The following is a 25,605-nucleotide window of genomic DNA, read 5'->3' as shown; positions in this document are numbered from 1 at the left end:
TTTGACCGGGTGATGACTTGAAAGCCCGGATGACAGCGGGGACAGGCACCGCCCCGAGGCATCGATGCCTCGCAAGCGGTGCCTGCCCCCTGGGGTTACTGCACCTTGGTTACAGCAAGCTTACTTCTTGACCTGGATCGAGCTCTTCACGTCCGACACGCCCTTGACGCCACGAGCCAGCTCGACGGCACGATCGGCCTCTGCCTTCGATGCCACGAAGCCGCTCAGCATGACGACGCCTTTCTGCGTTTCCACGTGGACGTCCATGGCTTTCGCGGTCTTGTCGGCGGCCATGTCGGCCTTGACCTTCGCCGTGATCATCGTGTCGGACATGGCGGCCGAGGCGTCAGCCGACTTGTCCTGTGCCGTGCCAGCCAGGTTCGAGGTTTTCTCGCGCGTGGTCTGGGCCAGGTCGGACGTCTTCTCCTTGGCCGACTGGGCCATGTCGACAGTCTTGTCCTTGGCGGTGGCAGCGGCAGCGGCGGTCTTGTCGCCGAGGCGGTCGGCCGCGGCGGCGGTACGGTCGCGCGCGTCGGCGGCGTTGTTGGCAACCGTGCCGCGGTCGGCGTTCGGTACCAGCACGGCGGTGCGGCCGTCACCCGTGGTGCCGGCGACGCTCGTGCCGGCCGTCGTGCCCATCGCGGTGCCCGTACCGGCCGACGCCAGCGCATTGGCCTTGGCCGTGCGGGCCTGGTTCTCGCACGAATCCTTGGAGTCGCCGCTCAGCTCGTCGCAACGTTCGTCGGCCAGTTCATACTCGGCATCGGCCAGCTTGCGGTTGGCCTTGTCCAGCTCGCGGGGCGTGTTCTTGTACTGCGCCACCGCATCGCGCTCGGCCTTGGCGCGGGCGACCTTCGCTTCCTCTTCACAGATATCCTGGGCATTGTCCTTCAGCGACTTGCACGCCTTCTTGGCGGCCTTGTAGTCCGATTCGGCCTTGTTGTGCGCCTGTTTGTAGGCGGCGGTATCCATGTTCTGGGCGAATGCAAAACTTGCGCTGGCTGCAGTAGCCAGGGTCAGCAATACGATCTTCTTCATGTTGGTCCCCTTTAGGATGGTTGGCACGCACATTAAACGCTGCAGGACAGCTTCGTTCTGTGCGGCGCCGTACACACCCGGGGAAGTATTGTGCTTTTGTCGCGACAGTTACTCGTCCTGCAGCAGCCCGGCACGCCACAGCGTGACCACCTGCTCGAACGGCGTCGCGTTGCCATTGAACACGTTGCCACCGGACGCGAGCTTGAGCCAGGCGCGCGTATCGTGCGAACCGTGGCTGTGCGGCTGGGCGTCGCGCACGGAACGCAGCCAGCCGTACACATGGGCGTACTCGGCGGGATGGTTGCGCTGCGTCCATGCCAACGCGACCAGGTCGGAGAAGCCTTCCTCGCGCCGGGTCTGGCGCTGCTGTTTCGACAGCTCCAGCAGCGTGGGATCGTCGGCCTGCTCGTTGCCCGATTCCGTGAAGCCGGCCGGCAACGCATGCCAGCTGCCCTGCACGATGCGCCAGCAATGGCCCATCTCGTGCGCCGCCATGGCTTCGATCAACACATCGCGCCGCGCTTCCGGTACGTCCTGCAGGATCGTTTCCGCATTCGGGTTGCCCCGCATCGACAGCACCAGCTTGCAGCGGCCGTCGGCGAAGCCCATCGCCAGTGGCACGTCGTTGGGGCCGGCCTGCGGTTGCACGACGATATCGAGCGGCAGCTTCAAGGCCTTGGCGTAGCCGATCACCGGTGCCGCCGCGTTCAGCCAGCGCGTTTCCAGCGCCGTCAGCTGGGCCGCATGGGCCAGCGATGAGGTAAGGGACAGGACAGCTATCGGCAGGAACTTGAACATGGCGAACTCCGGTTGCGAGAATTCACTATACATGCCTTGCGGCAATTTATTACACCGAGAAGGCGCCTGTTACAAAATATTTCTTTGAAGAAAATGACAAATTGCGCGAAAAATAAGGCCGGGCGACCTGGGGAGCCGGCCCGGCCTGCAAGGGCTGCTGCGGGGGTAAAACGGGCGGATCAGAACTCTTCCCAGGCGTCGTCCGGCTGGGTCGGCGCGTTGACGGTCTGGCGGGCGGCAGTGCGGCGGGCTGGCGCGGCCGGCGTCGCGGTGGGCGCTGGCACGGCCTTCAGCCGCGGCGGCAGCGCCTTGCGCGCCGGTGCGGCGCCGTCGGTCAGCTGGAAAATCGCGACGACTTGCGCCAGGCGTCCCGCTTCGTCCTGCAGCGACGAGGCGGCAGCGGCAGCCTGCTCGACCAGTGCGGCGTTCTGCTGCACGACCTGGTCCATGCCGACGACTGCCGCGTTGACCTGCTCGATGCCGGCCGTCTGCTCGATGCTCGCGGTGGAGATCTCGCCCATGATGTCGGTGACGCGACGCACGCTGTCGACGATCTCGGCCATCGTGGCGCCGGCCTGGTCGACGAGACGCGCGCCCACGTCGACCCGCTCGACGGAATCGTCGATCAGCGCCTTGATCTCGCGGGCGGCACCGGCCGAGCGCTGCGCCAGGCTGCGCACCTCGGTGGCGACGACGGCGAAGCCGCGGCCCTGCTCGCCCGCCCGGGCCGCCTCGACAGCGGCGTTCAGTGCCAGGATATTGGTCTGGAACGCGATGCTGTCGATGACGCCGATGATGTCGACGATCTTCTTCGACGACGCGTCGATCGACGCCATCGTCTGCACCACCTGCGCCACCACGGCGCCGCCTTTCGTGGCCACCTCGGAAGCCGACAGCGCCAGCTGGTTGGCCTGGCGCGCATGGTCGGAATTCTGCTTCACGGTGCCGGTCAGCTGTTCCATCGACGACGCGGTCTGTTCGATATTGCCCGCCTGGAGTTCGGTACGCTGCGACAGGTCCTGGTTGCCTGCCGCGATCTCGCGCGAGGCGGTGGCGATCGTGTCGGTACCCTGCCGCACCTGCGTGACGATGTCGACGAGGCTGTCGCGCATCCCTTTCATCGCGCACAGCAGGCTGGACGTATCGCCCGGCCGGGTGTCGATGCGCACGGCCAGGTTGCCGGCCGCGATGGCCGCCACGATCGAGGAGGCATAAGCAGGCTCGCCGCCCAGCTGGCGTGTCAGGCTGCGTCCGATCAGCCACGCGGCGGCGATGCCGATGGCGATGGCGGCCAGGCCCAGCGCGATCATGAAGACGGTGAAATCGTGCGCGACCGTGCGGGCCTGGCCGGCCTGGACAACGCTGGCTTGTTCCTGCAGGTCGATCAGCCGATTGACGGCGGCCAGCCATGCGTCGAAGGCGGGCGCGGCGCGCTGCTGCAACAGCAAGGTGGCTTCCGCTGTCTTGCCGGCCTGCCGCAGCGCGACGACGGCCGCAATGAGAGGCTGCGCCTGGCCCTCCGCCGCCTTGATGCCGTGGACGGCGGCAAGCTCGGCCGCGGTGGTATCGGCGCGGCCGGCCAGCAGGGTATCCAGCGGGCCGGACGAGGCGGCGTAGCGGTCGGCCAGCGCGAACAGCTGGCCCAGGTGCAGCTTGATCGTGGCGGCGTCCGCCGCCAGCACCACGTCGCGCAGCGCGATGGCGCGGTCGTGCACGCTGCCGCGGAAATTGATGGCGTGACGCTGCTTGACCTGGTTGACGTCGGAAAGATTGGTGAGGATGCTGTCGATCTGGCCGACCCGGACGATGCCGAGCGCCGTGACGATCGTCAGCAGCAGGAAGACGAGGCCGAAGCCGATGGATAAGCGCGTGCGGATACTGCCATTGACGATGTTGCCGATGCCCATTGCGATCCCCTGTTGAATTTCAGCAATAGGTTCACGGTAGCATGGGCCCTTGCGGCTTTCCATCAGGCATCAACGGAAAGCGCAAGGAGTTTGCGGCAGGCCAAACGCGCCGTGGCCTGCCGCGGGCGGTGCGTGGTTATTTCGCCAGCAGCGCCTGCGCCGTCGGGAACGACGGCCGGATATCGTTCGGCACCGACTTCATCTTGTTCAGCGCTTTCTGCACGTCCGGCCGGATCACGACGTACTTCGTCATCATCGCCTTCGCGCGGGCATAGTCGCCGGTCGCCTCGATCGTCAGGAATTCGCGGTCCAGGTCCGTGATGGCCTGCTTGATCTTCTTGAAGTTGACCGAGAACGTACCGTCGCCGTGCGACACGAACGCGCCCTTGTCGAGCAGGTAGTTGACCTGGATCGCCATGCCGCGCGCGTGCGAGTCGGTCAGGCCGAAGTGCAGCGTGCGGAAGGCCGAGGCCAGGAACGTCGTGTGCAGCTTGCGCTCCGCTTCCTCGCCCTGCCCCAGCGAATCCTTCAGCTGGCCCTTCTCCATCATGTACATCAGCACGTACAGGCCCGTCACGTCGGCCTTGGCTTCCTCGATGGTGGCGTAGGCATCCTTCAGGTCCTGCCGCGGGGTCGACTCGACGCCGTTCTTCCTGGTCTTGTGCGGACCCAGGCCATGCGTGATCTCGTGCGCCAGGATGTGCGTGAAGAACGAGTCGAAGTGCACGTCCTTGCGGTCCTGCGGGCGCAGCACCAGCTGGGCGATCGGCGTCAGGGTGGCCTTGAACTTGGCTTCCTGGACGTTCTTCAGCATCACGCGCTTGGAGCCGCGCTGGCTGATGATGCGCTCGTCGTTGGGCAGGTTGTAGGCGGCCGTCTGCACGCCCATGTTGCCGTCGCCGGCGCCGAACACCTGGTTGACGACGACCATCGGCGCCACCGCGCCCACCTTCGGGTTGCGGTACTGCGCGTCCAGCGGCAGGTTGTCTTCCAGCTCCTGCATGTGCTTGGCGAAGAAGTTCAGCTTGTCCGTTTCCTGCTGGTCGCGCAGGCTGACGTAGGCCTCGAACGCGGCCTTGTAGCCGAACAGCTCGTCGTTGTAGGTCTCGTACGGGCCGATCGTCACGTCCACCGGCGAATCCAGGTCCATCCAGGCAAAGTCCGAAGCCAGGTAGTCGTTGGTCAGGAAGGCCTCCGCGCGCAACGTCAGGAATTTCTTCAGCGACGCGTTGTCGGTGGCGTCGGCCGCTTCCTTCAACAGGATCGACAGCTGCTGCAACTCGTTCTTGTACTCTTCCGAATACTTCACGGTCTGGAACTTGCCATCCTTGCCCTGGCGGATCGTCGTGAAGAACCACTGCGCCTGCTTTTTCTCCTCTGCCGGCAGGCCGTTCATCCACTTCTCGAGCGCGGCCTTCTTCACGTTTTCAGGATAGAAATTGGCGCCTTCCGGCTTTTTCGCCGGGATCTTGACGCCCCCGACCTGCGCCGGCAGGAACGATTTATGGCCGTCCAGGATGGACCAGGGGCCCTTGTTGAGCCAGAAATAGTCGAGGCGGGCACGGCCCAGCGCCGAGTTGTCGTTCTGCAGGGCCGCCAGCAGCGCTTCGTTGCCGGACCAGCGCTGGCGCAATTGCAGGATGTCGACGATCTTGGCCGCTTCGATCAGCTTCGAGATGGCGCGGCGGTCGCCGGCGGACAACCCGCCCGCATTGACCACCAGCTCGACCGGAGCGTAGCGCTGCGTCATCTTGTTCAGCTCAGCAACACTGGCAGGCGCGGCGCCGGCACTGCCGACGAAGGCGCTGGCAACCGTGGCGGAGACCAGCAGCGAAAGGAGAGGTTTTTTCATGGAGACCTGCTATCGGGTGAAAAAAGGCCCACATTGTAATCCCAGCCGGCCCCGCCCGGCGTTGCGCACGACACATTGCCAACGGGCCGCTGCCAAGGATGACGATTGGGTTGCAGCTTATTAATGACGGTTTAAGCATTGCTCGACCATATTGCTCGACAATAATGTTTGCAATCCGATCAATGCCACATCGCCACGAATCTTACTTCATGACATCCTCGCCACCGCCCGCCCTGACCTTGTACCGCTGGCGCATGGCGTATTTCCTGCGGCAATCCGCCGCGCTGTACCGTCGTTGGGGCCACGTGGCGACAGTCGCGCTCGCGCTGGGCGGGCTGGTCCTCGTGGAGCGGCCAGAGCTGCTGGCCGGACCGCTGCCGCACTTTCGCGTCGCCCCGGCCGGGTGGCAGGCCAGCGCGGTCGGCGCCAGTGCCTGGCTCGCCCTCGTGCTGGCCTGGGCCGGCAGCCATCGCGACGCCGTCCGGGGGGGCCCGCTGGCGCACTTCGCGGCCTCGTTGCCGTTGGCGGCGCGCACCCGGGCCCTGGTCGACCTGGGCCTGCTGGGAGCGGCCCTGGCCGTCTTCGCCGTGCCGTTCGGCGCGGCGTTGCTGTTCGCCGCCCGGGCGCACGACATGGACGGGGCGGACGGCCGCTTCCTGCCGTACCTGGTGGTACTGGCAGTGCTGACCATCGCCGCCGCCCGGGCCGCCGTATTCGGCTGGACCGGGGCGGCGCGCTTGCTGCTGCCGGGCGGTGTCGCCGTGCTGACCGGCGCGCCCTTGCTGGACAGCCACTGGGCCGCCGGCGTCCTGCTGGCGGCGACGGCGCTGGCCGGCTGCGCCGTCGTGCTCCGGCCGGTGTCCACCGTCCGGCCCCTGGGCAACGGCGGTACCGGCCGCGCCACTGGCTGGCTCCTGCTGTTGCGGCTGCAGGGCGCGCTGCTGTGGCAGCACCCTCATGCCGTGTGCGTGCGGCTGGCAATGGCCGCGCTGCCCCTGTGCGGCGCGCTGTGGCTGGTGGCTGTCGTCGGCAACGTCGCCGACGCGCCTGTACTGGTGCACCTTGCCGCCGCCTTGGCCGCCGGCATCATGAGCGGGTTCTTTACGCAGTGTGTCGCCGGCCGGGCGCCGCTGGCCGCCTACCTGCGGGCGCTGCCTTCGGCACGGTTCCGCCTCGCGCTGGCCGAACACCTGCTGGTACTGGCCGGCACCGCGCTGCTGTTCGGCGCCGCCTGGGCCGTACTGGCCGCCGCGTTCGGGCCCGCCACGGCGCCGCCGGCCACCATGCTGCGTGCCGGCCTGTACTGGCTGGCGTGGCTGCCGCTGTTCGGCCTGCCCGTCATCGTGCGCCACCGCGATGGCATCCTGTTCAAGATCGCGCTGGCCGTGCCGGCGCTCACCATGGCACTCTACTCATGACCCCTGCCCCACTGCTGGCCATCGACGGCCTGTCGATGCGCTTCGGCGCCCAGCCGTTGTTCGACGGCCTGGACTTTTCCTCGGGGCCCGGCGCCGTCGCGCTGGTCGGGCCGAACGGCACCGGCAAATCCACCCTGCTGACACTGCTGGCGGGGATCGCCACGCCGCAGGCCGGCAGCATCCGCATCGCCGGCCATGCCCTGGCTGGCGCGCAGCACCAGGCCAAGGCGCGGCTGGCCTACGTGCCGGACGAATCGGTGGCCTACGAGTTCATGACGGGCGCCGAGTTCCTCGGCATGGTGGACGCCCTGCGTGGCACCCGCGATGCACCACGCGCCGCGCCGCTGCTTGCCGGGCTGGGACTGGCGGCGCACGTGGACAAGCGCTTTGGTGCCATGTCGCTGGGCACGCGCAAGAAATTCATGCTCGCGGCCGGGTTGATGGGCGACGCGGCCGTCGTGCTGATGGACGAGCCCACCAATGGCATCGATGCCGCCGCCAAGGCGTGGCTGGCCGACCTGATCCGGCAGCAGGCCGCCAGCCGCCTGCTGCTGTTTTCCACGCACGACCAGGGGCTCATCGACGCGACGGACGCCCGTTTGCTGCGGCTGGGCTGAACTCCAGCCCGCTTACCAGACGCAGTACACCTGGCCCGTCTGGGCGCCCTCGACGCTGCGGCTGTAGGCCAGCGCCACGCGGCGCGCGTCGGCCGGCTCGAAGCCGTGGAAGTAGTCGCCGTACTGGGGCAGCGACTCCGTCAGCACGGTCGGATCGACCAGGTTGATGCGCAGCGCGCGCGGCAGCTCGATGGCCGCGCCCAGCACGAAGCCCTCCAGCGCGCGGTTGACCGTGCTGGCGTTGGCACCATGGCGGATCGGCTGGTGGCCGACGATGCCACTCGTCAGCGTGATGCTGCCGCCGTCGTTCAGCCGGCGCTGTGCCGCCAGCGCGACGTGGACCTGCCCCATCAGCTTGCTGTCCAGCCCGAAGCGGAACTGCTCCGGCGTCATGTCCGCCAGCGGGCCGAAATGCAGGTCGCCCGCCGCGACGACCACGCCGTCCACCGGGCCGGTACGGTCGAACAGCGCGGCCACGTCCGCCGGGTCCTCGATGGTGACGTTGAACTGGCCGCTGCGGCGGCCGGCGGTGACGATGTCATGCCGCGCCCCAAGTTGCTCGACGACCGCCTTGCCGATGGTGCCGCTGGCACCGATGACGATGATTTTCATTGCTTGTCCTCCTGTGGTTGGTGTGCAGCCAGTATGATCCCGAAGAGTTCTTCGATAAATACGCTGGCGCGACGGTCATTACTAACCCGGGATTCGGAATGGACAAGCTGAAAAGCATGGAGGTGTTTGTCGCGGCCGTGGATGCCGGCAGCTTTGCAGGGGCGGCGGAGCGCTGCGCCATGTCGGCCGTGATGGTCGGCAAGCACATTCGCCAGCTGGAGTCGCTGCTGGGGGCATCGCTGCTGACGCGCACGACCCGCCGCCAGGCATTGACGGAGATCGGCCGTCAATATGCCGCCCAATGCCGGCAGATCCTGGCGCAGATCGACATGGCGGAATCCGTCGCCGAATCGATGCGGGTGGCGCCGCGCGGCCTGTTGCGGGTGACGGCGCCGGTGTCGTTCGGCGCGCAGTGGCTCAGCCCCGCGGTGACGGATTACCTGGCGCGCTGGCCGGACGTGGCGGTGGAGCTGAACCTGAACGACCGCCTGGTGGACATGGTGGAGGAAGGCTTCGACGTGGCGCTGCGCGTGGGACCGCTGCCCGACTCGGGCCTGGTGGCGCGGCCGCTGCGGCCGTACGGCATGACGATCTGCGCGGCGCCGGCCTACCTGGCGCGGCACGGCACCCCGCGCACGCCGGCCGACCTGGCCGCGCACGAGTGCCTGGAATTCACGGGATGGGACCAGCAGACGCGCTGGCGCCTGCTGGGGGAGAAGGATGGCCGGCACGTCCGGCCCGGCCGCATCCGCGCCAACAACACGCAGGCGCTGCGGATGGCGGCCCTGGCCGGCTTCGGCATCGTCATGCAGGCCGAGACGATCCTGCGGCCCGATATCGAGGCGGGCCTGCTGGTGCCGCTGCTGCAGGACTACCTGCCGGCGCCGCGGCCGATGCACGTGCTGTACTCACGCGACCGGCAGGCGACGCCGAAGCTGACGACGTTCGTCGAATTTTTGCTGGAGCGGTTTGGGCCGTAGGTAGAGGGCGCAAAGGGTCTGTCCCCTTGCAGGGACAGACCCGGTTCAAACGCGCTTGCTTACGCGACTTCGGTGACGAACTGCGCGCGCGGGCGGCGCACTTTCGGCAGGTTGACGAGCCAGTCCTGCTCGGCCTTGCGGTAACCCAGCGGCAGCATGACGACGCTCTTCAGCCCGCGGGCGCGCAGGCCCAGGAGTTCGTCGACGGCGGCCGGATCGAAGCCTTCCATCGGCGTGCAATCGACTTCCTCGAAGGCGGCGGCGATGACGGCCGCGCCGAAGCCGATGTAGGCCTGGCGGGCGGCATGCTCGAAGTTCACCTGGCTGCCGCGGCCCGGATAGGTCGCCAGCAGCTGCTGGCGGTAGGCTTCCCAGCCTTCGTTCTTGAAGCCGCGCACGTCGTTGGTGTAGTCGAACATGGCGTTGATGCGCTCGGGCGTGTAGTCGTCCCACGCGGCGAACACCAGCAGGTGCGAACCGTCCGTCACCTGGGCCTGGTTCCAGGCCACGGCCTTGATCTTTTCACGCAGCTCGGTGTTCGTCACGACGAGGATCTCGAACGGCTGCAGGCCGCTCGACGTCGGAGCCAGGCGGGCCGCCTCGATGATGCGCTCGACCTTTTCGGCCGGCACGGCGCGTTCGGCGTCCATGGCCTTGGTGGCGTAGCGCCACTGCAGTTTGTCCAGTAATTGCATGCTGCTTCCTTTCGTTAATCGATGCGTCATTGTATTCTTGCCGCGCGCGCGTAGAAATAACGTGCCGAGCAAAACATTTGTTCTGTAGGAGACAAGATGCCCCGCAAATTCGATCACCTGTCCGATGTCGAGGTGCTGCTCAACGTGGTGGAACACGGGTCGCTGACGGCCGCCGCCGTCGTGCTGGCGACGACGCCTTCCGTGCTGTCGCGCGCCGTGGCCCGGCTGGAAGCGCGCCTGGGGACGCAGTTGCTGCGCCGGACCACGCGCAGCATGGGGCTGACCGAGACGGGCCGCCAATACGTGGACGAGGCCCGCGCCGCGTTCGCGCTGCTGGACAAAGCCGAGCGCACCATCCAGGGCAGCGCGGGCGAGCTGACCGGCCGGGTGCGCCTGAGCGCGCCCACCAGCTACGGCCACCAGCGCCTGCCGGCCTTGCTGGCTATTTTTGCGCGCCAGTATCCGCTGGTGCAGCTGGAGGTGAACATCACCAACCGCAACGTCGACCTGGCGGCCGAGGGGTTCGACCTGGCCATCCGCTCCGGCCCGCTGCCCGACAGCAGCATGGTCGCGCACCGCCTGGAGGATGCGCGCGTGGTGCTGTCGGCCTCCCCTGCCTACGTGGCGCAGGCCGGGCCGCTGGGCACGTTCGAGGACCTGCAGCGCCAGCGCTGCATTGCCTTCCTGCGCCCCAGCACGGGCCGGGTGTCGCCGTGGCACCTGCACGTCGGCGGCCGCGAGATCGACTGGATTCCGTCGGCCGCGCTGGCGGTGTCGGACGACGTGATGGGCGTCGTCAGCCTGGCCGAGCAGGGCCTGGGCATCACGATGTGCCCGCAGTTCATGATCGAGCGCAGCGTCGAAGCGGGCCGCCTGGTCGAAGTATTGCCGCAACTGCCTTGCCGCAACCGGCCGTTCTCCGTGGTGTTCGCCCCGCACCGTAACCTGTCGCCGGCCGCGCGGGCGCTGATCGACACCCTCGTGGCCGCCACGCGCCCTCGGCAAAACCGGTGACAGTCACCCTTTTCCAGAACCCGAAACCGACATCCGGGGTCGGACCCGGCGGGTCCGACCCCGGCTCCTGCCCTTGGGTTGCCTTGTCGAGCCGTCACGGTCGGCGGCCAGCGCGCTGCGAAATCGGTGACAGTCACCCTTTTCCAGAACCTGAAACCGACATCTGGGGTCGGACCCGGCGGGTCCGACCCCGGCTCCTGCCCTTGGGTTGCCTTGTCGAGCCGTCAGTGCGCTTGCGCCAACGTGGCCAGGCGCCCTTCCGGCTGCCAGCCGGCGCCCAGGGCGCGGGCGACAGAGACGGCGGCGAGCAGGCGCTGCGTGCCGATCTGCACGCCGGCACGGTCGGCGGCCAGCGCACTGCGCTGGGCGTCCGTCACGTCCAGGTAAGTGGACAGGCCACGCTCGTAGCGGGCGCGCGCGACCAGGTAGGCGCGTTGCGCCGCCTCGCGCGACACGTTCTGCACCTTGCCCTGCTGCTGCTTCTGCCGCACGTCCGACAGCGCATCCTCCACTTCGCGCAGCGCCGTCAGCAGGCGCTCCTGGTGATTGGCGACGGCTTCTTCATAGCGCGCCTTGGCGGCGGCCAGGTTGGCCTTGTTGCGGCCCCCGTCCAGGATCGGCAGCGACACCGCCAGCGGCCCGAAGCTGAACTGGCGCGAGCCGCCCTTGACGATCTCCGACAGGCTCTCCGACGCGAAGCCGAAGTTCCCGGTCAGCGAAACGGACGGGTAAAACGCGCCTTCGGCCACGCCCACCTGCGCATTGGCCGCCTTCAGCGAAGCGACGCTGGCCGCCAGGTCGGGGCGCTGGCCCAGCAGGCTGGCCGGCAGGCCGACGGGAATCGACGGCGGCTGCGGCAGCTGCGTGCCCTGCGCGGCCGGCAGCACGGGCGTGGTGGGCGAAGCGCCCAGCAGCACGGCCAGGCCGTGTTCCAGCTGGTTGCGCTGGCGCTGCACCTCTTCCAGGTCCGCCTCCGCGTTGGCGCGCTCGATGCGGGCACGCGCCGTATCCAGCTCGTTCGACAGGCCGGCGTCGAAGCGTGCCGTCACCAGCTGTTCGGTCTCGCGGCGGGTGTCCAGCGCACCGCGCAGGATCGCCATCTCGGCATCCAGCCCACGCAGCTGGAAGTACGTCGTGGCCACTTGCGCCGTCAGCATCGTCATGACGCCGTCGCGGTCGGCCTGCGCCGCCAGCGCCTGCGCGTCGGCCGCTTCCACGGCGCGGCGCACGCGGCCCAGCAGGTCGATCTCGTACGAGAAACCGGTGCCGACCGAGTAGTTGTTGCCGCTGATGGCGCGCCGGCCCAGCGCGATGCCCTGCGACGTGTTGGCCGACGTGCGCGAGTTCGACACGCCCGCGCTGACGTTCAGCTGCGGCCCTTCGCTGGCGCGCGTCACGCCCAGTTGCGCCTCGGCCTGCAGCAGCCGTTGCGCCGCCGCCTGCACGGTCGGGCTGTCGCGCAGCGCGCGCTGTTCCAGGTCGGCCAAGGTGGCGTCGCCGAACACGCTCCACCACGCCTGCGGCAGGCGCGCGGTCGCGGCAGCGCCGTCGGCGTGGCGGAAGCTGGCGTCGGTCACGTTGGCCGGGGCCTTGAAGTCGCTGCCGACGGTGGCGCAGCCGGACAGCAGCAGGGTGGCCGATGCGACGGCCAGCGTGATTTTTTTCATACCAGTAAACATAACGAACCCTCTTGTTGTTTAGTGCGCGCCGCCGCCACCGCCGGGCGACTTGACCTTGTCCGACAGCCACAGGATCAGGATGCAGGACAGCAGGATGCCGCCGACGAGGAAGAAGCCGTCGTTGTACGCCATCACGAACGCTTCGCGCCGGACGATGCCGTCGATGGCCTTCAAGGCCTTGTCGGCGGCGTTGACGGGGTCGAAGCCCTGCGCCATGAAGCCTTGCGTCATCTGGTCCAGGCGCTGCTGCGCGGCCAGCGAGAAGCCGGTGATCGATTCGCCCAGGCGCTGCGAGTGGAAGTGCTCGCGCTGCGTCAGCGACGTGGCCAGCAAGGCGATGCCGATCGAGCCGCCCAGGTTGCGCGTCATGTTGAACAGGCTCGAGGCCGACGCCATGTCCTTCGGCGCGATGCCGTTCATGGCGAAGTTCGACAACGTCAGCATGACGAACGGCTGGCCCAGCGCGCGCACGATCTGCGACAGCATCAGCTGGTCGTAGCCCGTCGTCGCATCCATGTAGGCGTTCATCAGGCACGAGCCGCCGAACAGCAGCAGGCCGAAGGTGCACAGGATGCGGTTGTCGACCGTGCCGGACAGCTTGGCCACGAACGGCATGATGAACAGCTGCGGCAGGCCCACCCACATGATCACTTCGCCGATCTGCATCGGCGAGTAGCCGGCGATCTGGCCCAGGAACAGCGGCAGCAGGAACGACGAACCGTACAGGCCCATGCCCATGACGGCCGACAGCACGGTGGCCACGAGGAAGTTGCGCTGGCCGTACAGGCCCAGGTTGACGAACGGCTGCTCGCGCGTGGTGCTGGTGATGACCCAGCCCAGCAGGCCGACGATGGCCAGGCCGGCAAACGTGATGATGAAGGCGGAATCGAACCAGTCCTTGCTGTTGCCCTCTTCCAGGAAGATCGTCAGGCAGCCCAGGCCCAGCGCCATGAAGCCGATGCCCAGCCAGTCGGCGTTCCACAGCTGGTCCAGCCGCATCTTTTCCTTGTCGAGGCCATACGCGATGCCGGCCATCAGCAGTGCACCTGGCACCCAGTTGATGTAGAAGATCGACGGCCAGCCATACAGCTCGGACAGGTAGCCGCCCAGGGTCGGACCCATGGCCGGCGCCAGCGTCGCGGTCAGGCCGAACAGCGCCATGCCGGTGGCACGCTTGGACGGCGGCAGCTTCGACATCACCAGCGTCATCGCCATCGGAATCAAGGCGCCGCCCGTGAAGCCCTGCGCCATGCGGAACACGATCATGCTTTCCAGGTTCCAGGCGAAGCCGCACAGCGTCGAGAACACGAGGAACAGCGCGGTGGTACCCATCATGTAGCCGCGCAGCGTGAACACGCGCGTCAGCAGGGCCGTCAGCGGGATGACGACGATCTCGGCGACCAGGTAGGCGGTGGAGATCCACGAGCCCTCTTCCTGCGTGGCCGAGAGCGAGCCGAGGATGTCCTTCAGCGACGAGTTGGTGATCTGGATGTCGAGGACGGCCATGAAGGCGCCCAGCATGCCGGCGGCCACGGCCACCCAAGTGCGGGACGAAACCGCCCCCGTCGCCTGCCCGAAGGCATGCGTTGCTTGTGTCGAGCTCATGACGAGCGCTCCCGGTGCTTAGTGCGCCGCCGCGGCGTTGGCGGCTTGCGCGTGGCGCGCGTCGGCCGGCTTGGCGTCGCCCAGTTCCACTTCGGCGATGACGGACATGCCCGGCACCAGGCGGCCCGACAGGGCTTTCAGGTCGGCCGGCTGCAGCGTGATCTTGACGGGCACGCGCTGGACGATCTTGGTGAAGTTGCCGGTGGCGTTATCGGCCGGCAGCAGCGCGAACTGGTTGCCCGACGCCGGCGCGAAGCTGTCCACGCGGCCGACCAGTTCTTTGCCGGGCAGCGCATCGACGCTGATGTGGACCGGCTGGCCCACGTGCATTTCCGCCAGCTGGGTTTCCTTGAAGTTGGCCGTGACCCAGACATTGTCCTGCACCAGCGCCGTCAGCTGCTGGCCCGGCTGCACGCGCTGGCCCACCTCGACGCTGCGCTTGCCGACGCGGCCGGAGACCGGCGCCAGCACCTTGTTGTAGGCCAGCTGCTGCTCGGCGTCCTTCAGCTGCACCTTCAGCACGTCGATCTGCGCCTTCAGCACGTCGCGCGCGGAGGTGGCGGCGGCGATCTGCGCCTTGGCGGCGACGGCGCTGTCCTTGCGCGCGGCCACGTCGGCCACGGCACTGGCGCGCGTCGCGGTGGCCGCGTCCAGCTCGGCCTTCGACACGGCCTTCATCTGGCTGGTAAACAGCTGGCTGTAGCGCTGGGCATCCTGGTTGGCGCGCACCAGCAGGGCCTCGGCCTGCTTGACCTGCGCCTGCGCGGCGCTGGCCTGCGCGTTGACCTGGGCGATCTGGGCCTCGGCCTGCATGACCTGCGTCTGCGCGCTGGCGATCTGCGCCTGGATCTGCTCGACCTTCACGCGCTGGTCGAAGGGATCCAGCTCGGCGATCACGTCGCCTTCCTTGACGATCTGGTTATCGTCGATCAGCACCTTCGTGACGATGCCGGCGATGCGCGCCGATACCGGGTGCACGTGGCCCGCCACGTAGGCGTTTTCCGTTTCCACGAAGTGGGTGCTGCGGTACCACATGCGGCCACCCGCGGCCAGCGCGGCGATGGCGATCAGCCCGGCCACCACGACAACCTTGCGGTTCGGCTGCTTCTTGGCCGGCGCGGCGGCGGGCGCGGGGCTCCCCGGCGGAACGGCACTGAGCACTTTGGGGTCGGCATGGTTGGGCTGGTTGGACATGATGGTGCTCCGGAAATGAAATGGTGTCTGTGCATTATTCGATAAAGATTGGCTGAAGTCAAGAAATGAAACGATTGCATTTCATTTCTAGGTGGCATAAAGTATCCCACTTCTGATAGCCTTCGGTTTTCCCTTCCATGTCGAGAGAAATGTCTGACGAGCAAGCCCCCGAACCGTCGCATCGCTGTCCGCTGGAGCTGGGCGCGCGTGGCGCAGGCCGCCCGCGTGCCTGTGACGCGGAAGCGCGCACGCAGGAACTGATCAATTCAGCCGGCGAACTGTTCCTCGAAAAAGGGTACGCCAAGGTCAGCCTGGAAATGATCGCGCGGCGCGCGCGGGTGGCCGTGCGCACGATCTATGTGAAGTTCGGTGGCAAAAGCGGGCTGTTCCGTGAAGTGCTGCTGTCGGGCCGCAATGCCTACTTCGCCACGATGGAAGACCTGGGCACCAACCGCCGCCCGATCCGCGAGGTGCTGATCGACTTCGGCGTGCGCATCCACCATATGCTGTCGTCACCGACGGCCATCCAGCTGTACCGCATGGTGATCGCCGAGGCGCACCGCGACCCCGAGCTGGCCGAGGCCTTCTTCGATGCAGGCCCCCGCCAGACCCGGGAGGCGCTGCACCGCTTCTTCATCCGGCCCGACGTGCAGAGCCAGTTCCGCGCCGATATCCCGGCGGAACAATTGTCGATCCACCTGATCAATTGCCTGATGGGCGACCATTTGAAGCGCTACCTGTTCAATCCCCATGCGGCCAGCGAGCGGGAAGACCTGCTGCTGGTGGAGCAGCGGGTCGACCTGTTCCTGCGCGGCGCCCAGCGCTGAACCCGAATCACTCTGCCATAACTGCTCTGCGGTATGTGCGCTGGCGCACGGAGCACCGGAGCGTGTTGACGGATAATGGTTTCCTCAAGAACATAATTCGTAGGGAGGCAGTATGAGCAGGATCGATCGACTGGAATGGAGCCAGAAGGTAGCTTCGCTGAACGAATGCATTCGCGGCTTCCAGGCCAACCCGAGCAAGGAACAACTGGACCGGGCGATCAGCGAGTTGCGCGCCTATGCGGAAGCGGCCAACGGCGGTGAGATGGAAATCCCGTCGCGCTTCGTCGCCAACTGATCAGTCAGGTACGAATCGACACCACACCACAACCGGGCGCCGCCCGGTTTTTTATTGTCCAGCGACAGGAAACCCATGAGCGAACAGACCGACGACAAGCAGTTCTGGCAACTGATCGACACCTTCATCCAGCACGCCAACGAACAAGGGCAAGCCAGCGGCGCCCCGCCCCACGTGGCCGGCGCCGCCCTGATGTTCGCGGCCGCCCGCTTCAATGCCTACCTGCTGGCCCGCAGCGCCGGCAGTGCGGAACACTTCAGCGCCAACAAAACGGGCGCCCTGGAATATTTCCGCACCCAGTTCGACAAGATGATGGACGAGAACATGGCCGACTACGAAACCAACTTCGACAAGTACGCGCCCCGCTGAGTTCACCACGAAACACGGCGGCTGCGGATTGACACATCTGTCACCTTGCGGTTTAATGGCCGGAACGCTTGAAAACGATTTCAAGGCCTTTCATTCCTCTCCACGACGACACGATGACCGATCAACTGCAATTTCCGCCCGCCTTCACCTGGGGCGTCGCCACCAGCGCCTTCCAGATCGAAGGCGCTGCCGCCGCCGACGGCAAGGGCCCGTCCATCTGGGACACGTTCAGCCACACGCTTGGCAAGGTAATCGACGGCAGCAATGGCGACATCGCCTGCGACCACTACCACCGCTATCCCGAGGACGTGGCGCTGATGGCCAGCCTGCACGTGGATGCCTACCGCTTCTCGATGGCCTGGGCACGGGTCCAGCCCGACGGCAAGGGTGCCTGGAACGAGGCGGGATTTGCGTTCTATGAGAAGCTGCTGGACGAGCTGGACAGCAAGAACATCGCCGCCCACGTCACGCTGTACCACTGGGACCTGCCGCAAGGCCTGCAGGACGACGGCGGCTGGCTGAACCGCGACACCGCCTACCGCTTCGCGCACTATGCAGCGGAAGTGGCGCGTCGTTTTGGCCATCGTGTGAAAACGATTTCAACCCATAACGAACCCTGGTGCACGGCCAACCTCGGCTATGGCAACGCTCAGTTCGCCCCAGGCGTGGCCGACCTCAAGCAGTCGGTCCAGGTGTCGCACCACCTGCTGTTGTCGCACGGGCTGGCGATCAAGGCCATGCGTGCCGTGGCCAGTCCGGCCCAGCTGGGCATCGTGCTGAACCAGTGGACGTCCGACCCGGCCACGGACAGCCAGGCCGACCACGACCTGGCCGCCTTCGAATATTCCCGTTCCGTCGAATGGTTCATGGACCCGATCTTCAAGGGGCACTATCCGGCACTGGCGCTGCGCGTGCATGGCGCCAATGGCCCCGAGATCCAGGACGGCGACTTCGACATCATCCGCCAGCCGATCGACTTCCTTGGCGTAAACTATTACTTTCGGCATTACGCCAGCGCCGAAACGCCGCCACGCCAGCCGGAAGCGGCGCTGGGCACGACGGACATGGGCTGGGAGATCTATCCGCAGGGCTTGACGGAACTGCTGGTCAAGCTGCATGGCCAGTACGAACTGCCGCCGATCTACATCACGGAAAACGGCATGGCGAACCCGGACCAGGTCGTCGACGGCCACGTGCCGGACAACAAGCGCATCGAATTCGTGCAGCGCCACCTGGGCGCCCTGCAGGAGGCGATGCGCCAGGGCGTGGACGTGCGCGGCTACTTCCTGTGGAGCCTGCTGGATAATTTCGAATGGAATTCCGGCTACGCCAAGCGGTTCGGCATCGTCCACGTGGACTACGCGACGCAGAAGCGCACGCCGAAGGACAGCGCGCTGTGGTACCGCGAGTTTATCGACGGGCAGCGGCGGGGGTAGCATTCGGCCCATGAAACCCTTGGGGACAGGCACCGATCCCAGGGTCTTCGACCCTGAGATCGGTGCCTGTCCCCGGTGTCATATACGATAACAAGGAGACATCATGCCCAACGAGGCGCACACCCTGACCGCCAACGATGCGGGCACCGCCCATCCCGCCACCACGGCGCGGCGCACCAGCCCCCTGCTGTGGGTCCCGACCGGCTACTTCACGATGGCGCTGGCCTACGTGATGCTGACGAACGTGACGGCGATCATGTTCAAGAACCTGGGCATGGACAACGGCCGCGCGGCCGAATACGCCAGCTACCTGATTCTCGCATACACGATCAAGCCGCTGTTCGCGCCGTTCGTCGAGATGTACCGCACCAAGAAGTTCTTCGTGCTGTGGACGCAGGTCATCCTGGCGGCCGGCTTCGGCTGCGTAGCGCTGGCGATGTCGCTGCCCGGCTACATGGCGATCATGGTGACGTTGTTCGTGCTGCTTTCGTTCATCGGCGCCACCCAGGACATCGCCGCGGACGGCGTCTACGTCACGAGCCTGGACTCGCGTTCGCAGTCGCTGTACTGCGGCATCCAGAGCCTGTCGTGGAACGTGGGGCCGATCGTCGCGTCGGGCGGCCTGGTGTATCTGTCCGGCTGGCTGCACACCAACACGTTCCACCACGACGCGGGCACGTTCGGTCCCGCATGGATCGACAGCTGGCGCATCATCTTCTTCATCGTGGCGGGCGTCACGCTGGCAATGGCGGCCTGGCACCTGAAGACGATGCCGGATGGCGCCAAGGCCGAGAACGCGCCCTCCTCCGTCGCCGACGCGTGGTTCATCCTGAAGGATTCGTTCGTCACGTTCTTCCAGAAGCGCGACGTGTGGCTGATGATCGGCTTCGGCTTCCTGTTCCGCCTGTCGATCGGCCTGCTGGAGAAGATCGGCCCGTTCTTCATGGTCGATCCGGTCGCGAAAGGCGGGCTGGGTCTGTCGAACGAGCAGTTGGGCCTGTTCTACGGCACGTACGGCCTGGTGGCCGTACTGATCGGCTCGCTATTGGGCGGCATGTTTGTGGCGAAACGGGGGCTGAAGCCCACGCTGTTCCTGCTGTGCTGCGCCGTCAACATCCCGAACGCCACGTTCCTGCTGATGGCCTACTACCAGCCGACGGACGTGTTCGTCATCAGCGCCGGTGTCGCCATCGAAAAGTTCTTCTACGGCTTCGGCTCCGTCGGCTTCATGATCTACCTGATGCAGCAACTGGCGCCGGGCAAGTACACGACCACGCACTATGCGTTCGGCACCGGCCTGATGGGCCTGTGCATGATGGTGACGGGCCTGGTCTCCGGCCACCTGCAGCAACTGCTGGGCTACGTGAATTACTTCTGGTTCGTGATGGCCGCGACGATCCCCTCGTTCCTGGTGACGTGGTTCGCGCCGTTCCACCACAAGGAAGGCTGACCGACGGCTCGCGCGATCAAGCGCCTGCCTCGTTCTGGAATACTTGCCCGGTGACGTTGTCGACGACCACCGGGCTGTCGAAATACGTCACCGTGGGTTCGGTCCCATACTTCTCCCGCACGAACTCGCGCCAGGCGGCCGTGTACATTGCGTCCGCCGCCGCGCGGGTCTTCCAGAAATACACGCCGCCAGCGGTTCCGCCATCCTCCGACAGCACATAGTGCTTCTGCAGCAATCCCTCGACACCCTGGTAGGTCGGCGCGGTGCTGAGGAAGATCCGCTGCGCCTCATCGCGACTGATCGGCTTGGGCAATTTGAACGATGTGATGGCGATAATCATCGTGTTCTCCTGGTTCCATGTCGATTTCAATATATCACGGCAAACTTTGCGCCGCTTACAGCTGTGCTCGTGTCCACCATGGGGTCACACCCCGACAAAGACACGAGCCCGGCTGTAAGCGCCATCGCTTTCAGTCACGGCAAACGGTCCAGCCCGGCGATGTACTCGCGCGCGGTGGCCTGCGACAACTCGCCGACATGGCGGTCGCGCAACCTGCCGGCCGCGTCATAGAACAGCGTGGTCGGATAGCCCAAGGACCGCGTACCGGTCCCGACCCGCCGCGCAGGGTCGATCAGGACGTTTGCGATGGCCAGCTTTTGCGCAGCCAGGAACTGGCGCACTGTCTCGGCCGACTCGCCCTGGTTGACGAAGACGAAGGCGACCTGCGGATTGGCCCGCTGGGCAGCCATCAGGGCCGGCATCTCGCGCCGGCAGGGGCCGCACCACGTCGCCCACAGGTTGACGACGAGCGGACGGCCCTTGAAGCTGTCCAGTGTGACGGCCGCCCCGTCCAGCCGCTGCACGGCGATCGGCGGGATCGGTTCCCGCGCGGGCGCCATGGCCTGGTTGAGCTGTGTGGCGCCGAACCACACAGCGCCGCCGGCCAACGTGGCCGCCAGCAAGGCGCGCCGCAGCGGGGCGCTGGCGCGCGCCACGATGGCGCCCGTCAGCAGCGCTGCCAGCCAGCCCGCCAGCGCACTGAAGCCGCCGTCGCGGAAATTCAGCGCGGACCACGGTGAAGCGGCATAGAGATCGTGGTGGCGCAACACAAAGAACAATCGGCCCGCCAGGAAGCCTGCAACCGTCATTCTCCACAGCGCTGGGCCGGGATCGACGCCGCGAGCGCGGCGGAACCACGCGGCCACCGCATTCGCGATGCCAAGTCCCAGCAGTGCCAGAACGGCATGGAAAGGCAATACAAGCGGTCCCAGGCGGAGGATGTCCAAGGTGTGCTCCAGTGGCGAGTGATGGCGGATCCTCCCACGGCACAATTAGGAATTTATTAACGCCTGCACCGCACTGCGGCTCTCTTCTCCTGGCCGCGCACCCATAAAAAAACCCCGGCGCCGCGAGGCGTCGGGGTCCCAGGGCACAACTGAAACGGTGCTTAGAACGTGTAGCCGGCGTTGAAGCCGATCGTGCGCGGGGGCAGGTACTGGGCTTGCCAGACGCCTTGCGGGTTCTGCGCACTCGTCTTGATGTTCTTGTCCGTGGCGTTGCGCACGAACAGGTCGACGTAGTACTTCTTGTCGGCATCGTAGCGCAGGCCCAGGTCCAGCTTCGAGTACGAAGCCTGGCGGTCCGGCGCGCCCAGGTTGAACACGGACAGCCAGCTGGCCGATTCCCAGTGAGCCGACAGGCGCGGCGTCAGCGTGCCCGCCGGCAGCTGGAAGACGTGCTGGTACATCAGCTGCGTGCTCCACTTCGGCGAGTGCGGCATCGTGTTGCCCGTCACATCCAGGCAGTTGGTGATGCCCGGGATCGAGCAGGCCGGCAGCTGGTAGTCGTTGCTGCCACCGACCAGCTCGCCCAGTTCCGCGTTCGTGTAGGCGGCCGTGAACTGCAGCCGGTCGGCCTTGGTCAGCTTGGCGGCGATTTCCGTCTCGAAGCCCCAGACGTCGGCACCTTCGGCGTTGTACGTCGACAGGCTGTGGCTGCCGTCGGGATTCGTCACCGGGGCGCTGAACTGGAAGCCCTTGAACTTCTCGTAGTACAGCGCATTGTTCATGCGGATCATGCCGTTCAGGAACGTGCTCTTGCTGCCCACTTCGTAGTTCGTCAGCGTTTCCTGGCCGTAGGGCTTGCCGCCATCCTGCAGGCCGCCCGACTTGTAGCCCGTCGACACGCTGGCGTACAGCATCGACGTCGGCGTGATGTCGTAGCTGACGCGGCCCAGCCACGTCGCCTTGCTGCCGCTGAACTGGCCGCTGTTGCTCGAGCTGAGCGCGAAGCCCGAGCCTGGATCGGCCGGGTTCGTGCTTGGGCTGATCGGCACTTGCGGCACGCTGCCGTCGCCACGCCAGCCCCAGCCGATACCGCCGATGTTCTGGCGCTTGTCCTTGGTGTAGCGGGCGCCCGCCGTCAGGTGCCACTGGTCCGTCACGTTCCAGGTCGTCTGGCCGAACACGGCTTTCGAATCCACCGTCTGCTTCGGCTGGATGAACGAGCCTTGCCAGTTCACGGTGCCGCTCTGGGTACCGTTCATGATCGGGATGTCGAAGCGCATGCCGTTGTTCTCGCGGCCGTAGTACAGCCCCAGCAGCCAGTCGACCTTCTTCTTGCCGGTCGATTGCACTTCCACCTCGTGGCTGTAGCTCTTGTACTTCGACAGCAGCGTGTTGTTGGCCTGCGAATTGCCGCCCGTCGTGAAGCTGGTCGGCACGTACGAGCCGCCATCCTGGTCGTACGTGGACGAGCCGTGGAACGACGACCAGCCGGCGATGTAGGCCAGCGCCATGTCGGGGTTGATCGCCCAGTCCACGCGGCTGCGCACGGAGTTCGAATCGCGTTTCAGGGACGGTGCCGTGTCGATCAGGGCCGACCACAGGTCCTGGCCGGCGCGCGGCGTCTGCATCAGGTTCATGCTCGGCGTGCCGCGGTCCTGGTAGCGCTCATACGCGAGGTTCCAGTGCAGCGAGGGCATGATTTCCCATAGCAGGGACAGGCGCAACGCGGTCTGGTCCTGTGCGCTGTACTTCTTGCCGCCCTGGACGAAGTCGGCGTTGCTGATCGGCCGGAAGGCGATCGGGTTGCCCGGATTGGCAGCGTTCCACGCGGCGATCACGGGTGCTGCGGCGGCCTGCTGCTGCGCCAGCGGGATGTTCGGCGGCGTCTGGTAGTCGACATAGCCGTCATGCTGCTCGTGCACGAACGCGACGCGCATCGCGGCCGTGTCGGACAGCGGGATGTTGAACGCACCGCGGCCACCCACGCGGCTGTAGTCGCCCATGCCCGCTTCCACGTAGCCGGAATTGCTGCCCAGCGTGGGCTTGGCCGTCTGCATGTTGACGGCGCCGACGGTGGAGTTACGACCCCACAGCGTACCCTGCGGGCCGCGCAGCACCTCGATGCCCTCCAGGTCGAACAGCAGCGTGGTCGCCCCTTCCGGACGAGGCGAGTAGATGCCGTCGACGAACACCGCAACCTCCGGGTCGGCATATTCGGTCTTGGCGCTGTCGTTGCCGATGCCGCGCATCGTCATCGTGATGACGCCGTGGTCGCCCTGGCTGGTGGCCGAGAAGCCCGGCACCAGGTTGACGACGTCCTGGATCGTCTGCACGTGGTTGTCGTCCAGCGCGGCGGCGCTGATGGCCGTCACGGCCACCGGCGTGCGCTGCAGCGACGTGCTGCGCTTGGTGGCCGTCACGTAGACTTCCGGAATGACGGTCGAGCTGGCCTCGGCGGCCTTCTGTGCCTGTTGCTGTTCCTTCGGCGCTTCCGGCGTGGCGTTGACGCCGGCGGTCTGGGCGTAGGCGCTGTTGAGGCCGGCCAGCAGGGTCAGCACGGCGAGGCGGATCGGCGAGCCCAGCATGCGGGTCCGTGGGGTTGCGGTATTCATCAAGTCTCCTTCGTTGCTGTACCGAAGCATCCGCCCCGGCACTGACGTATTGTTTGCATCTGAAAACGTTTTCAAATAAAGTGAAAACGTTTTCTCAATGTTTGAAACCGTTTTCATGGTAGCCAAGTTAGAATGTTGATGTCAATTTAAAAATGTCGCGACACCACTTTGTTTACGCCACGGGTGTGGGCCGATGGCAACAGCCGAGCTCGTGTCCCACCGCGGGGTCAGGCACCAAAGTGAGACACGGGCTCGGCAGTTGAGCACCGGTCGCGACAAAAACAACGATGCACGAAGGAGACGACCTTGCAACCCATTCGAACTATCCTCATCGTCGGCGGCGGCACCGCCGGCTGGCTGGCCGCCGGGTTCCTGGCCAGGACACTGGGCACCCAGGGCGGCGGCATCGGCATCACGCTGGTCGAGTCGAAGGACATCGGCATCATCGGCGTCGGCGAAGGAACCTTCCCCTCGATTCGCGGCACCTTGTCGGTGCTGGGCATCGACGAGGGCCGCTTCATCCGCGAATGCAGCGCCACCTTCAAGCAGGGCGTGCGTTTCAACCACTGGGTGCGTGCGCCAGGCACGCAGGGGGCCGACCACTACTTCCATCCGTTCAGCCAGCCCAGCCAGCGACCCGGCGGGCCCGAGCTGCTGCCTTACTGGCTGATGGGCGCGGCCGGACCGGACGTGCCGTTCGCCGCCGCGGCGACGATGCAAAAGCATGTCGCCGACATGTACCACGCCCCGAAGCGCCCGACGGACGCCGATTTCATGGGCCCCTTGAACTACGCCTACCACTTCGACGCCGGCGCCTTCGCGACACTGCTGGCCAGCCACGCGCAGACCTTGGGCGTACGACGTGTCGAGGCGACCGTCGACCAGGTCAAGCTGGACGACAATGGCGCCATCGCGTTCGTCGTCACGCGCGAGGCGGGCGAGCTGGCGGCCGACCTGTACATCGACTGCACGGGATTCCGCGCGCGCCTGATCGGCGAGGCCCTGCGGTCGCCGTTCCGCAACATCAACGACACGCTGTTCGTCGACCGCGCCCTGGCAATGCAGGTGCCGTACGACCGGCCCGACGCGCCCATCCCGTCGTACACGATCTCCACCGCGCACGAGGCGGGATGGACATGGGACATCGGCCTGCACGAACGGCGCGGCATCGGCTACGTCTACTCCAGCCGCCACACCAGCGACGAACGTGCCGACCGGGTGCTGCGCCAGTACATCGGCCCCGCCAGCGACGGGCGCGAGCCGCGGCTCCTGAAGCTCAACGTCGGCTATCGCGAGACGCAGTGGATCGGCAACTGCGTGGCCATCGGCCTGTCCGGCGGCTTCCTGGAACCGCTGGAATCGTCCGGCATCGGCCTGATCGAGGCCGCAACGTACCTGGTCGGCTACCTGTTCCCCTACGATGGCAACCTGGCCCCGGCCGCGAAGCTGTTCAACGCGCAGATGAAGGCCCGCTACGAACGCATCGTCGATTTCGTCAAGATGCACTATTGCCTGACGCAGCGTACCGACAGCGCATTCTGGATCGAGAACGCGCACGCGTCGACGATTCCCGAGTCGCTGCGCGAGCAGCTGGCGATGTGGCGCGCGCGCCCGCCGCACCGGCTGGACTTCGTCACCGACATCGAGATGTACCCGCCCTCGAGCTGGCAATACGTGCTGTACGGGATGGAGTTCCCCACCCGCCTGCACGCCCACCCGGCGGCGCTGCCGGACCTGGCGGCCGCCCGGCACGAGTTCCGCACGATCGGGCAGCTGTCGCAGCACGCGCTGGCCGACCTGCCGACGCACCGGGCCCTGGTCGAGCACTACCGCCAGGGCGCGGCCAGGCCGGTGGCGCCGGCGCTGCGCCTGTACGTCTGACGGTCCCGTAGCGCGCGTATGCTAACCTTCGCCGGACAT

The 25,605-nt window shown here is 66.5% G+C and carries 22 protein-coding genes; 10 read left to right on the top strand and 12 right to left on the bottom strand.

Annotation, left to right across the window (positions count from 1 at the left end; all coding sequences use genetic code 11):
• Positions 1-120: 120 nt before the first annotated feature.
• From PX653_RS27510 to PX653_RS27495, 4 genes are all read right to left on the bottom strand, one after another.
• Positions 121-1,038 (bottom strand): BON domain-containing protein, encoded by a 918-nt coding sequence (locus PX653_RS27510; protein ID WP_277415807.1) that lies wholly within the window; start codon positions 1,036-1,038, stop codon positions 121-123.
• Positions 1,039-1,146: 108 nt separating this feature from the next.
• A complete protein-coding gene (locus tag PX653_RS27505; protein WP_277415806.1) occupies positions 1,147-1,836 on the bottom strand; it encodes a hypothetical protein in 690 nt (229 codons plus the stop codon).
• Between the two features lie 179 nt (positions 1,837-2,015).
• On the bottom strand, positions 2,016-3,743 hold the full coding sequence (locus tag PX653_RS27500) for a methyl-accepting chemotaxis protein (protein ID WP_277415805.1): 1,728 nt from the start codon (positions 3,741-3,743) through the stop codon (positions 2,016-2,018).
• Between the two features lie 136 nt (positions 3,744-3,879).
• Positions 3,880-5,595: a DUF8614 domain-containing protein gene (locus PX653_RS27495; RefSeq protein ID WP_277415804.1), complete on the bottom strand. Its 1,716-nt coding sequence runs from the start codon at positions 5,593-5,595 to the stop codon at positions 3,880-3,882.
• Between the two features lie 209 nt (positions 5,596-5,804).
• Between PX653_RS27495 and PX653_RS27490 the strand changes: the two genes are divergently transcribed.
• Positions 5,805-7,013 (top strand): hypothetical protein, encoded by a 1,209-nt coding sequence (locus PX653_RS27490; RefSeq protein ID WP_277415803.1) that lies wholly within the window; start codon positions 5,805-5,807, stop codon positions 7,011-7,013.
• Positions 7,010-7,630 (top strand): ATP-binding cassette domain-containing protein, encoded by a 621-nt coding sequence (locus tag PX653_RS27485; protein WP_277415802.1) that lies wholly within the window; start codon positions 7,010-7,012, stop codon positions 7,628-7,630. Before PX653_RS27490 ends, PX653_RS27485 begins: the two co-directional genes overlap by 4 nt.
• Positions 7,631-7,642: 12 nt before the next feature.
• Here PX653_RS27485 and PX653_RS27480 read toward each other — a convergent pair whose 3' ends face one another.
• Positions 7,643-8,242 (bottom strand): short chain dehydrogenase, encoded by a 600-nt coding sequence (locus PX653_RS27480; protein ID WP_277415801.1) that lies wholly within the window; start codon positions 8,240-8,242, stop codon positions 7,643-7,645.
• A gap of 98 nt (positions 8,243-8,340) precedes the next feature.
• On the opposite strand from PX653_RS27480, the gene PX653_RS27475 reads away from it, so the two are divergent.
• Complete coding sequence (locus tag PX653_RS27475) at positions 8,341-9,222, top strand: LysR family transcriptional regulator (RefSeq protein ID WP_277415800.1); 882 nt, start codon at positions 8,341-8,343, stop codon at positions 9,220-9,222.
• A gap of 59 nt (positions 9,223-9,281) precedes the next feature.
• On the opposite strand, the gene PX653_RS27470 is transcribed toward PX653_RS27475, so the two are convergent.
• The gene (locus tag PX653_RS27470; RefSeq protein WP_277415799.1) at positions 9,282-9,917 is read right to left on the bottom strand and encodes an NAD(P)H-dependent oxidoreductase; all 636 of its coding nucleotides are present in this window, start codon (positions 9,915-9,917) and stop codon (positions 9,282-9,284) included.
• A 96-nt stretch (positions 9,918-10,013) separates the two neighbouring features.
• Between PX653_RS27470 and PX653_RS27465 the strand changes: the two genes are divergently transcribed.
• Positions 10,014-10,931 carry a LysR family transcriptional regulator gene (locus PX653_RS27465; protein WP_277415798.1) on the top strand — a complete coding sequence of 306 codons (918 nt, stop codon included), beginning with the start codon at positions 10,014-10,016 and terminating at the stop codon, positions 10,929-10,931.
• Between the two features lie 224 nt (positions 10,932-11,155).
• Here the strand turns inward: PX653_RS27465 and PX653_RS27460 are convergent, their stop codons facing one another.
• From PX653_RS27460 to PX653_RS27450, 3 genes are read right to left on the bottom strand one after another with little or no spacing between them, the layout of a single operon-like run.
• Entirely contained in the window at positions 11,156-12,598 is a 1,443-nt protein-coding gene (locus PX653_RS27460) for an efflux transporter outer membrane subunit (RefSeq protein WP_277415797.1), read from the bottom strand.
• Between the two features lie 30 nt (positions 12,599-12,628).
• The gene (locus PX653_RS27455; protein ID WP_277415796.1) at positions 12,629-14,215 is read right to left on the bottom strand and encodes a DHA2 family efflux MFS transporter permease subunit; all 1,587 of its coding nucleotides are present in this window, start codon (positions 14,213-14,215) and stop codon (positions 12,629-12,631) included.
• Between the two features lie 18 nt (positions 14,216-14,233).
• Positions 14,234-15,409, bottom strand: a complete 1,176-nt coding sequence (locus PX653_RS27450) for an HlyD family secretion protein (RefSeq protein WP_277415795.1) — start codon at positions 15,407-15,409, stop codon at positions 14,234-14,236.
• Between the two features lie 149 nt (positions 15,410-15,558).
• On the opposite strand from PX653_RS27450, the gene PX653_RS27445 reads away from it, so the two are divergent.
• The 5 genes from PX653_RS27445 (at position 15,559) to PX653_RS27425 (ending at position 19,786) form a co-directional block, all read left to right on the top strand.
• Positions 15,559-16,236: a TetR/AcrR family transcriptional regulator gene (locus tag PX653_RS27445; protein WP_277415794.1), complete on the top strand. Its 678-nt coding sequence runs from the start codon at positions 15,559-15,561 to the stop codon at positions 16,234-16,236.
• Positions 16,237-16,348: 112 nt separating this feature from the next.
• Positions 16,349-16,531, top strand: a complete 183-nt coding sequence (locus PX653_RS27440; RefSeq protein WP_277415793.1) for a hypothetical protein — start codon at positions 16,349-16,351, stop codon at positions 16,529-16,531.
• A 75-nt stretch (positions 16,532-16,606) separates the two neighbouring features.
• A complete protein-coding gene (locus PX653_RS27435) occupies positions 16,607-16,900 on the top strand; it encodes a DUF3144 domain-containing protein (protein ID WP_277415792.1) in 294 nt (97 codons plus the stop codon).
• Positions 16,901-17,013: 113 nt separating this feature from the next.
• Positions 17,014-18,336 carry a GH1 family beta-glucosidase gene (locus PX653_RS27430; RefSeq protein ID WP_277415791.1) on the top strand — a complete coding sequence of 441 codons (1,323 nt, stop codon included), beginning with the start codon at positions 17,014-17,016 and terminating at the stop codon, positions 18,334-18,336.
• 214 nt (positions 18,337-18,550) lie between these two features.
• Entirely contained in the window at positions 18,551-19,786 is a 1,236-nt protein-coding gene (locus tag PX653_RS27425) for an MFS transporter (RefSeq protein ID WP_277418664.1), read from the top strand.
• A 16-nt stretch (positions 19,787-19,802) separates the two neighbouring features.
• On the opposite strand, the gene PX653_RS27420 is transcribed toward PX653_RS27425, so the two are convergent.
• The 3 genes from PX653_RS27420 to PX653_RS27410 all read right to left on the bottom strand — a co-directional run bounded on the left by PX653_RS27420 (position 19,803) and on the right by PX653_RS27410 (position 23,685).
• Positions 19,803-20,126 (bottom strand): monooxygenase, encoded by a 324-nt coding sequence (locus tag PX653_RS27420; protein WP_277415790.1) that lies wholly within the window; start codon positions 20,124-20,126, stop codon positions 19,803-19,805.
• A gap of 134 nt (positions 20,127-20,260) precedes the next feature.
• Positions 20,261-21,073, bottom strand: coding sequence for a TlpA disulfide reductase family protein (locus tag PX653_RS27415; protein ID WP_277415789.1), 813 nt, complete (start codon positions 21,071-21,073; stop codon positions 20,261-20,263).
• A gap of 161 nt (positions 21,074-21,234) precedes the next feature.
• Positions 21,235-23,685: a TonB-dependent receptor gene (locus PX653_RS27410; RefSeq protein WP_277415788.1), complete on the bottom strand. Its 2,451-nt coding sequence runs from the start codon at positions 23,683-23,685 to the stop codon at positions 21,235-21,237.
• A gap of 306 nt (positions 23,686-23,991) precedes the next feature.
• Here PX653_RS27410 and PX653_RS27405 point away from each other — a divergent pair, with 306 nt between their 5' ends.
• Positions 23,992-25,566: a tryptophan halogenase family protein gene (locus tag PX653_RS27405; protein ID WP_277415787.1), complete on the top strand. Its 1,575-nt coding sequence runs from the start codon at positions 23,992-23,994 to the stop codon at positions 25,564-25,566.
• Positions 25,567-25,605 lie beyond the last annotated feature (39 nt).

Origin of the sequence: Pseudoduganella chitinolytica, from assembly GCF_029028125.1 — a bacterium.
GTDB classification, from domain to species: Bacteria; Pseudomonadota; Gammaproteobacteria; order Burkholderiales; family Burkholderiaceae_D; genus Rugamonas; species Rugamonas chitinolytica.
The sequence above is the reverse complement of the archived record's forward strand: the minus strand, read 5'-3'. Positions and strand labels throughout refer to the sequence as shown.

Excerpts from the sequence above, each read along its gene's own strand:
- PX653_RS27495 (WP_277415804.1), bottom strand. The coding sequence starts at position 5,595 with ATGAAAAAACCTCTCCTTTCGCTGCTGGTCTCCGCCACGGTTGCCAGC.
- PX653_RS27440 (WP_277415793.1), top strand. The coding sequence starts at position 16,349 with ATGAGCAGGATCGATCGACTGGAATGGAGCCAGAAGGTAGCTTCGCTG.
- PX653_RS27445 (WP_277415794.1), top strand. The coding sequence starts at position 15,559 with ATGTCTGACGAGCAAGCCCCCGAACCGTCGCATCGCTGTCCGCTGGAG.
- PX653_RS27485 (WP_277415802.1), top strand. The coding sequence starts at position 7,010 with ATGACCCCTGCCCCACTGCTGGCCATCGACGGCCTGTCGATGCGCTTC.
- PX653_RS27465 (WP_277415798.1), top strand. The coding sequence starts at position 10,014 with ATGCCCCGCAAATTCGATCACCTGTCCGATGTCGAGGTGCTGCTCAAC.
- PX653_RS27510 (WP_277415807.1), bottom strand. The coding sequence starts at position 1,038 with ATGAAGAAGATCGTATTGCTGACCCTGGCTACTGCAGCCAGCGCAAGT.
- PX653_RS27460 (WP_277415797.1), bottom strand. The coding sequence starts at position 12,598 with ATGAAAAAAATCACGCTGGCCGTCGCATCGGCCACCCTGCTGCTGTCC.
- PX653_RS27420 (WP_277415790.1), bottom strand. The coding sequence starts at position 20,126 with ATGATTATCGCCATCACATCGTTCAAATTGCCCAAGCCGATCAGTCGC.
- PX653_RS27435 (WP_277415792.1), top strand. The coding sequence starts at position 16,607 with ATGAGCGAACAGACCGACGACAAGCAGTTCTGGCAACTGATCGACACC.
- PX653_RS27505 (WP_277415806.1), bottom strand. The coding sequence starts at position 1,836 with ATGTTCAAGTTCCTGCCGATAGCTGTCCTGTCCCTTACCTCATCGCTG.
- PX653_RS27490 (WP_277415803.1), top strand. The coding sequence starts at position 5,805 with ATGACATCCTCGCCACCGCCCGCCCTGACCTTGTACCGCTGGCGCATG.
- PX653_RS27450 (WP_277415795.1), bottom strand. The coding sequence starts at position 15,409 with ATGTCCAACCAGCCCAACCATGCCGACCCCAAAGTGCTCAGTGCCGTT.
- PX653_RS27430 (WP_277415791.1), top strand. The coding sequence starts at position 17,014 with ATGACCGATCAACTGCAATTTCCGCCCGCCTTCACCTGGGGCGTCGCC.
- PX653_RS27455 (WP_277415796.1), bottom strand. The coding sequence starts at position 14,215 with ATGAGCTCGACACAAGCAACGCATGCCTTCGGGCAGGCGACGGGGGCG.
- PX653_RS27475 (WP_277415800.1), top strand. The coding sequence starts at position 8,341 with ATGGACAAGCTGAAAAGCATGGAGGTGTTTGTCGCGGCCGTGGATGCC.
- PX653_RS27480 (WP_277415801.1), bottom strand. The coding sequence starts at position 8,242 with ATGAAAATCATCGTCATCGGTGCCAGCGGCACCATCGGCAAGGCGGTC.
- PX653_RS27470 (WP_277415799.1), bottom strand. The coding sequence starts at position 9,917 with ATGCAATTACTGGACAAACTGCAGTGGCGCTACGCCACCAAGGCCATG.
- PX653_RS27410 (WP_277415788.1), bottom strand. The coding sequence starts at position 23,685 with ATGAATACCGCAACCCCACGGACCCGCATGCTGGGCTCGCCGATCCGC.
- PX653_RS27425 (WP_277418664.1), top strand. The coding sequence starts at position 18,551 with ATGGCGCTGGCCTACGTGATGCTGACGAACGTGACGGCGATCATGTTC.
- PX653_RS27500 (WP_277415805.1), bottom strand. The coding sequence starts at position 3,743 with ATGGGCATCGGCAACATCGTCAATGGCAGTATCCGCACGCGCTTATCC.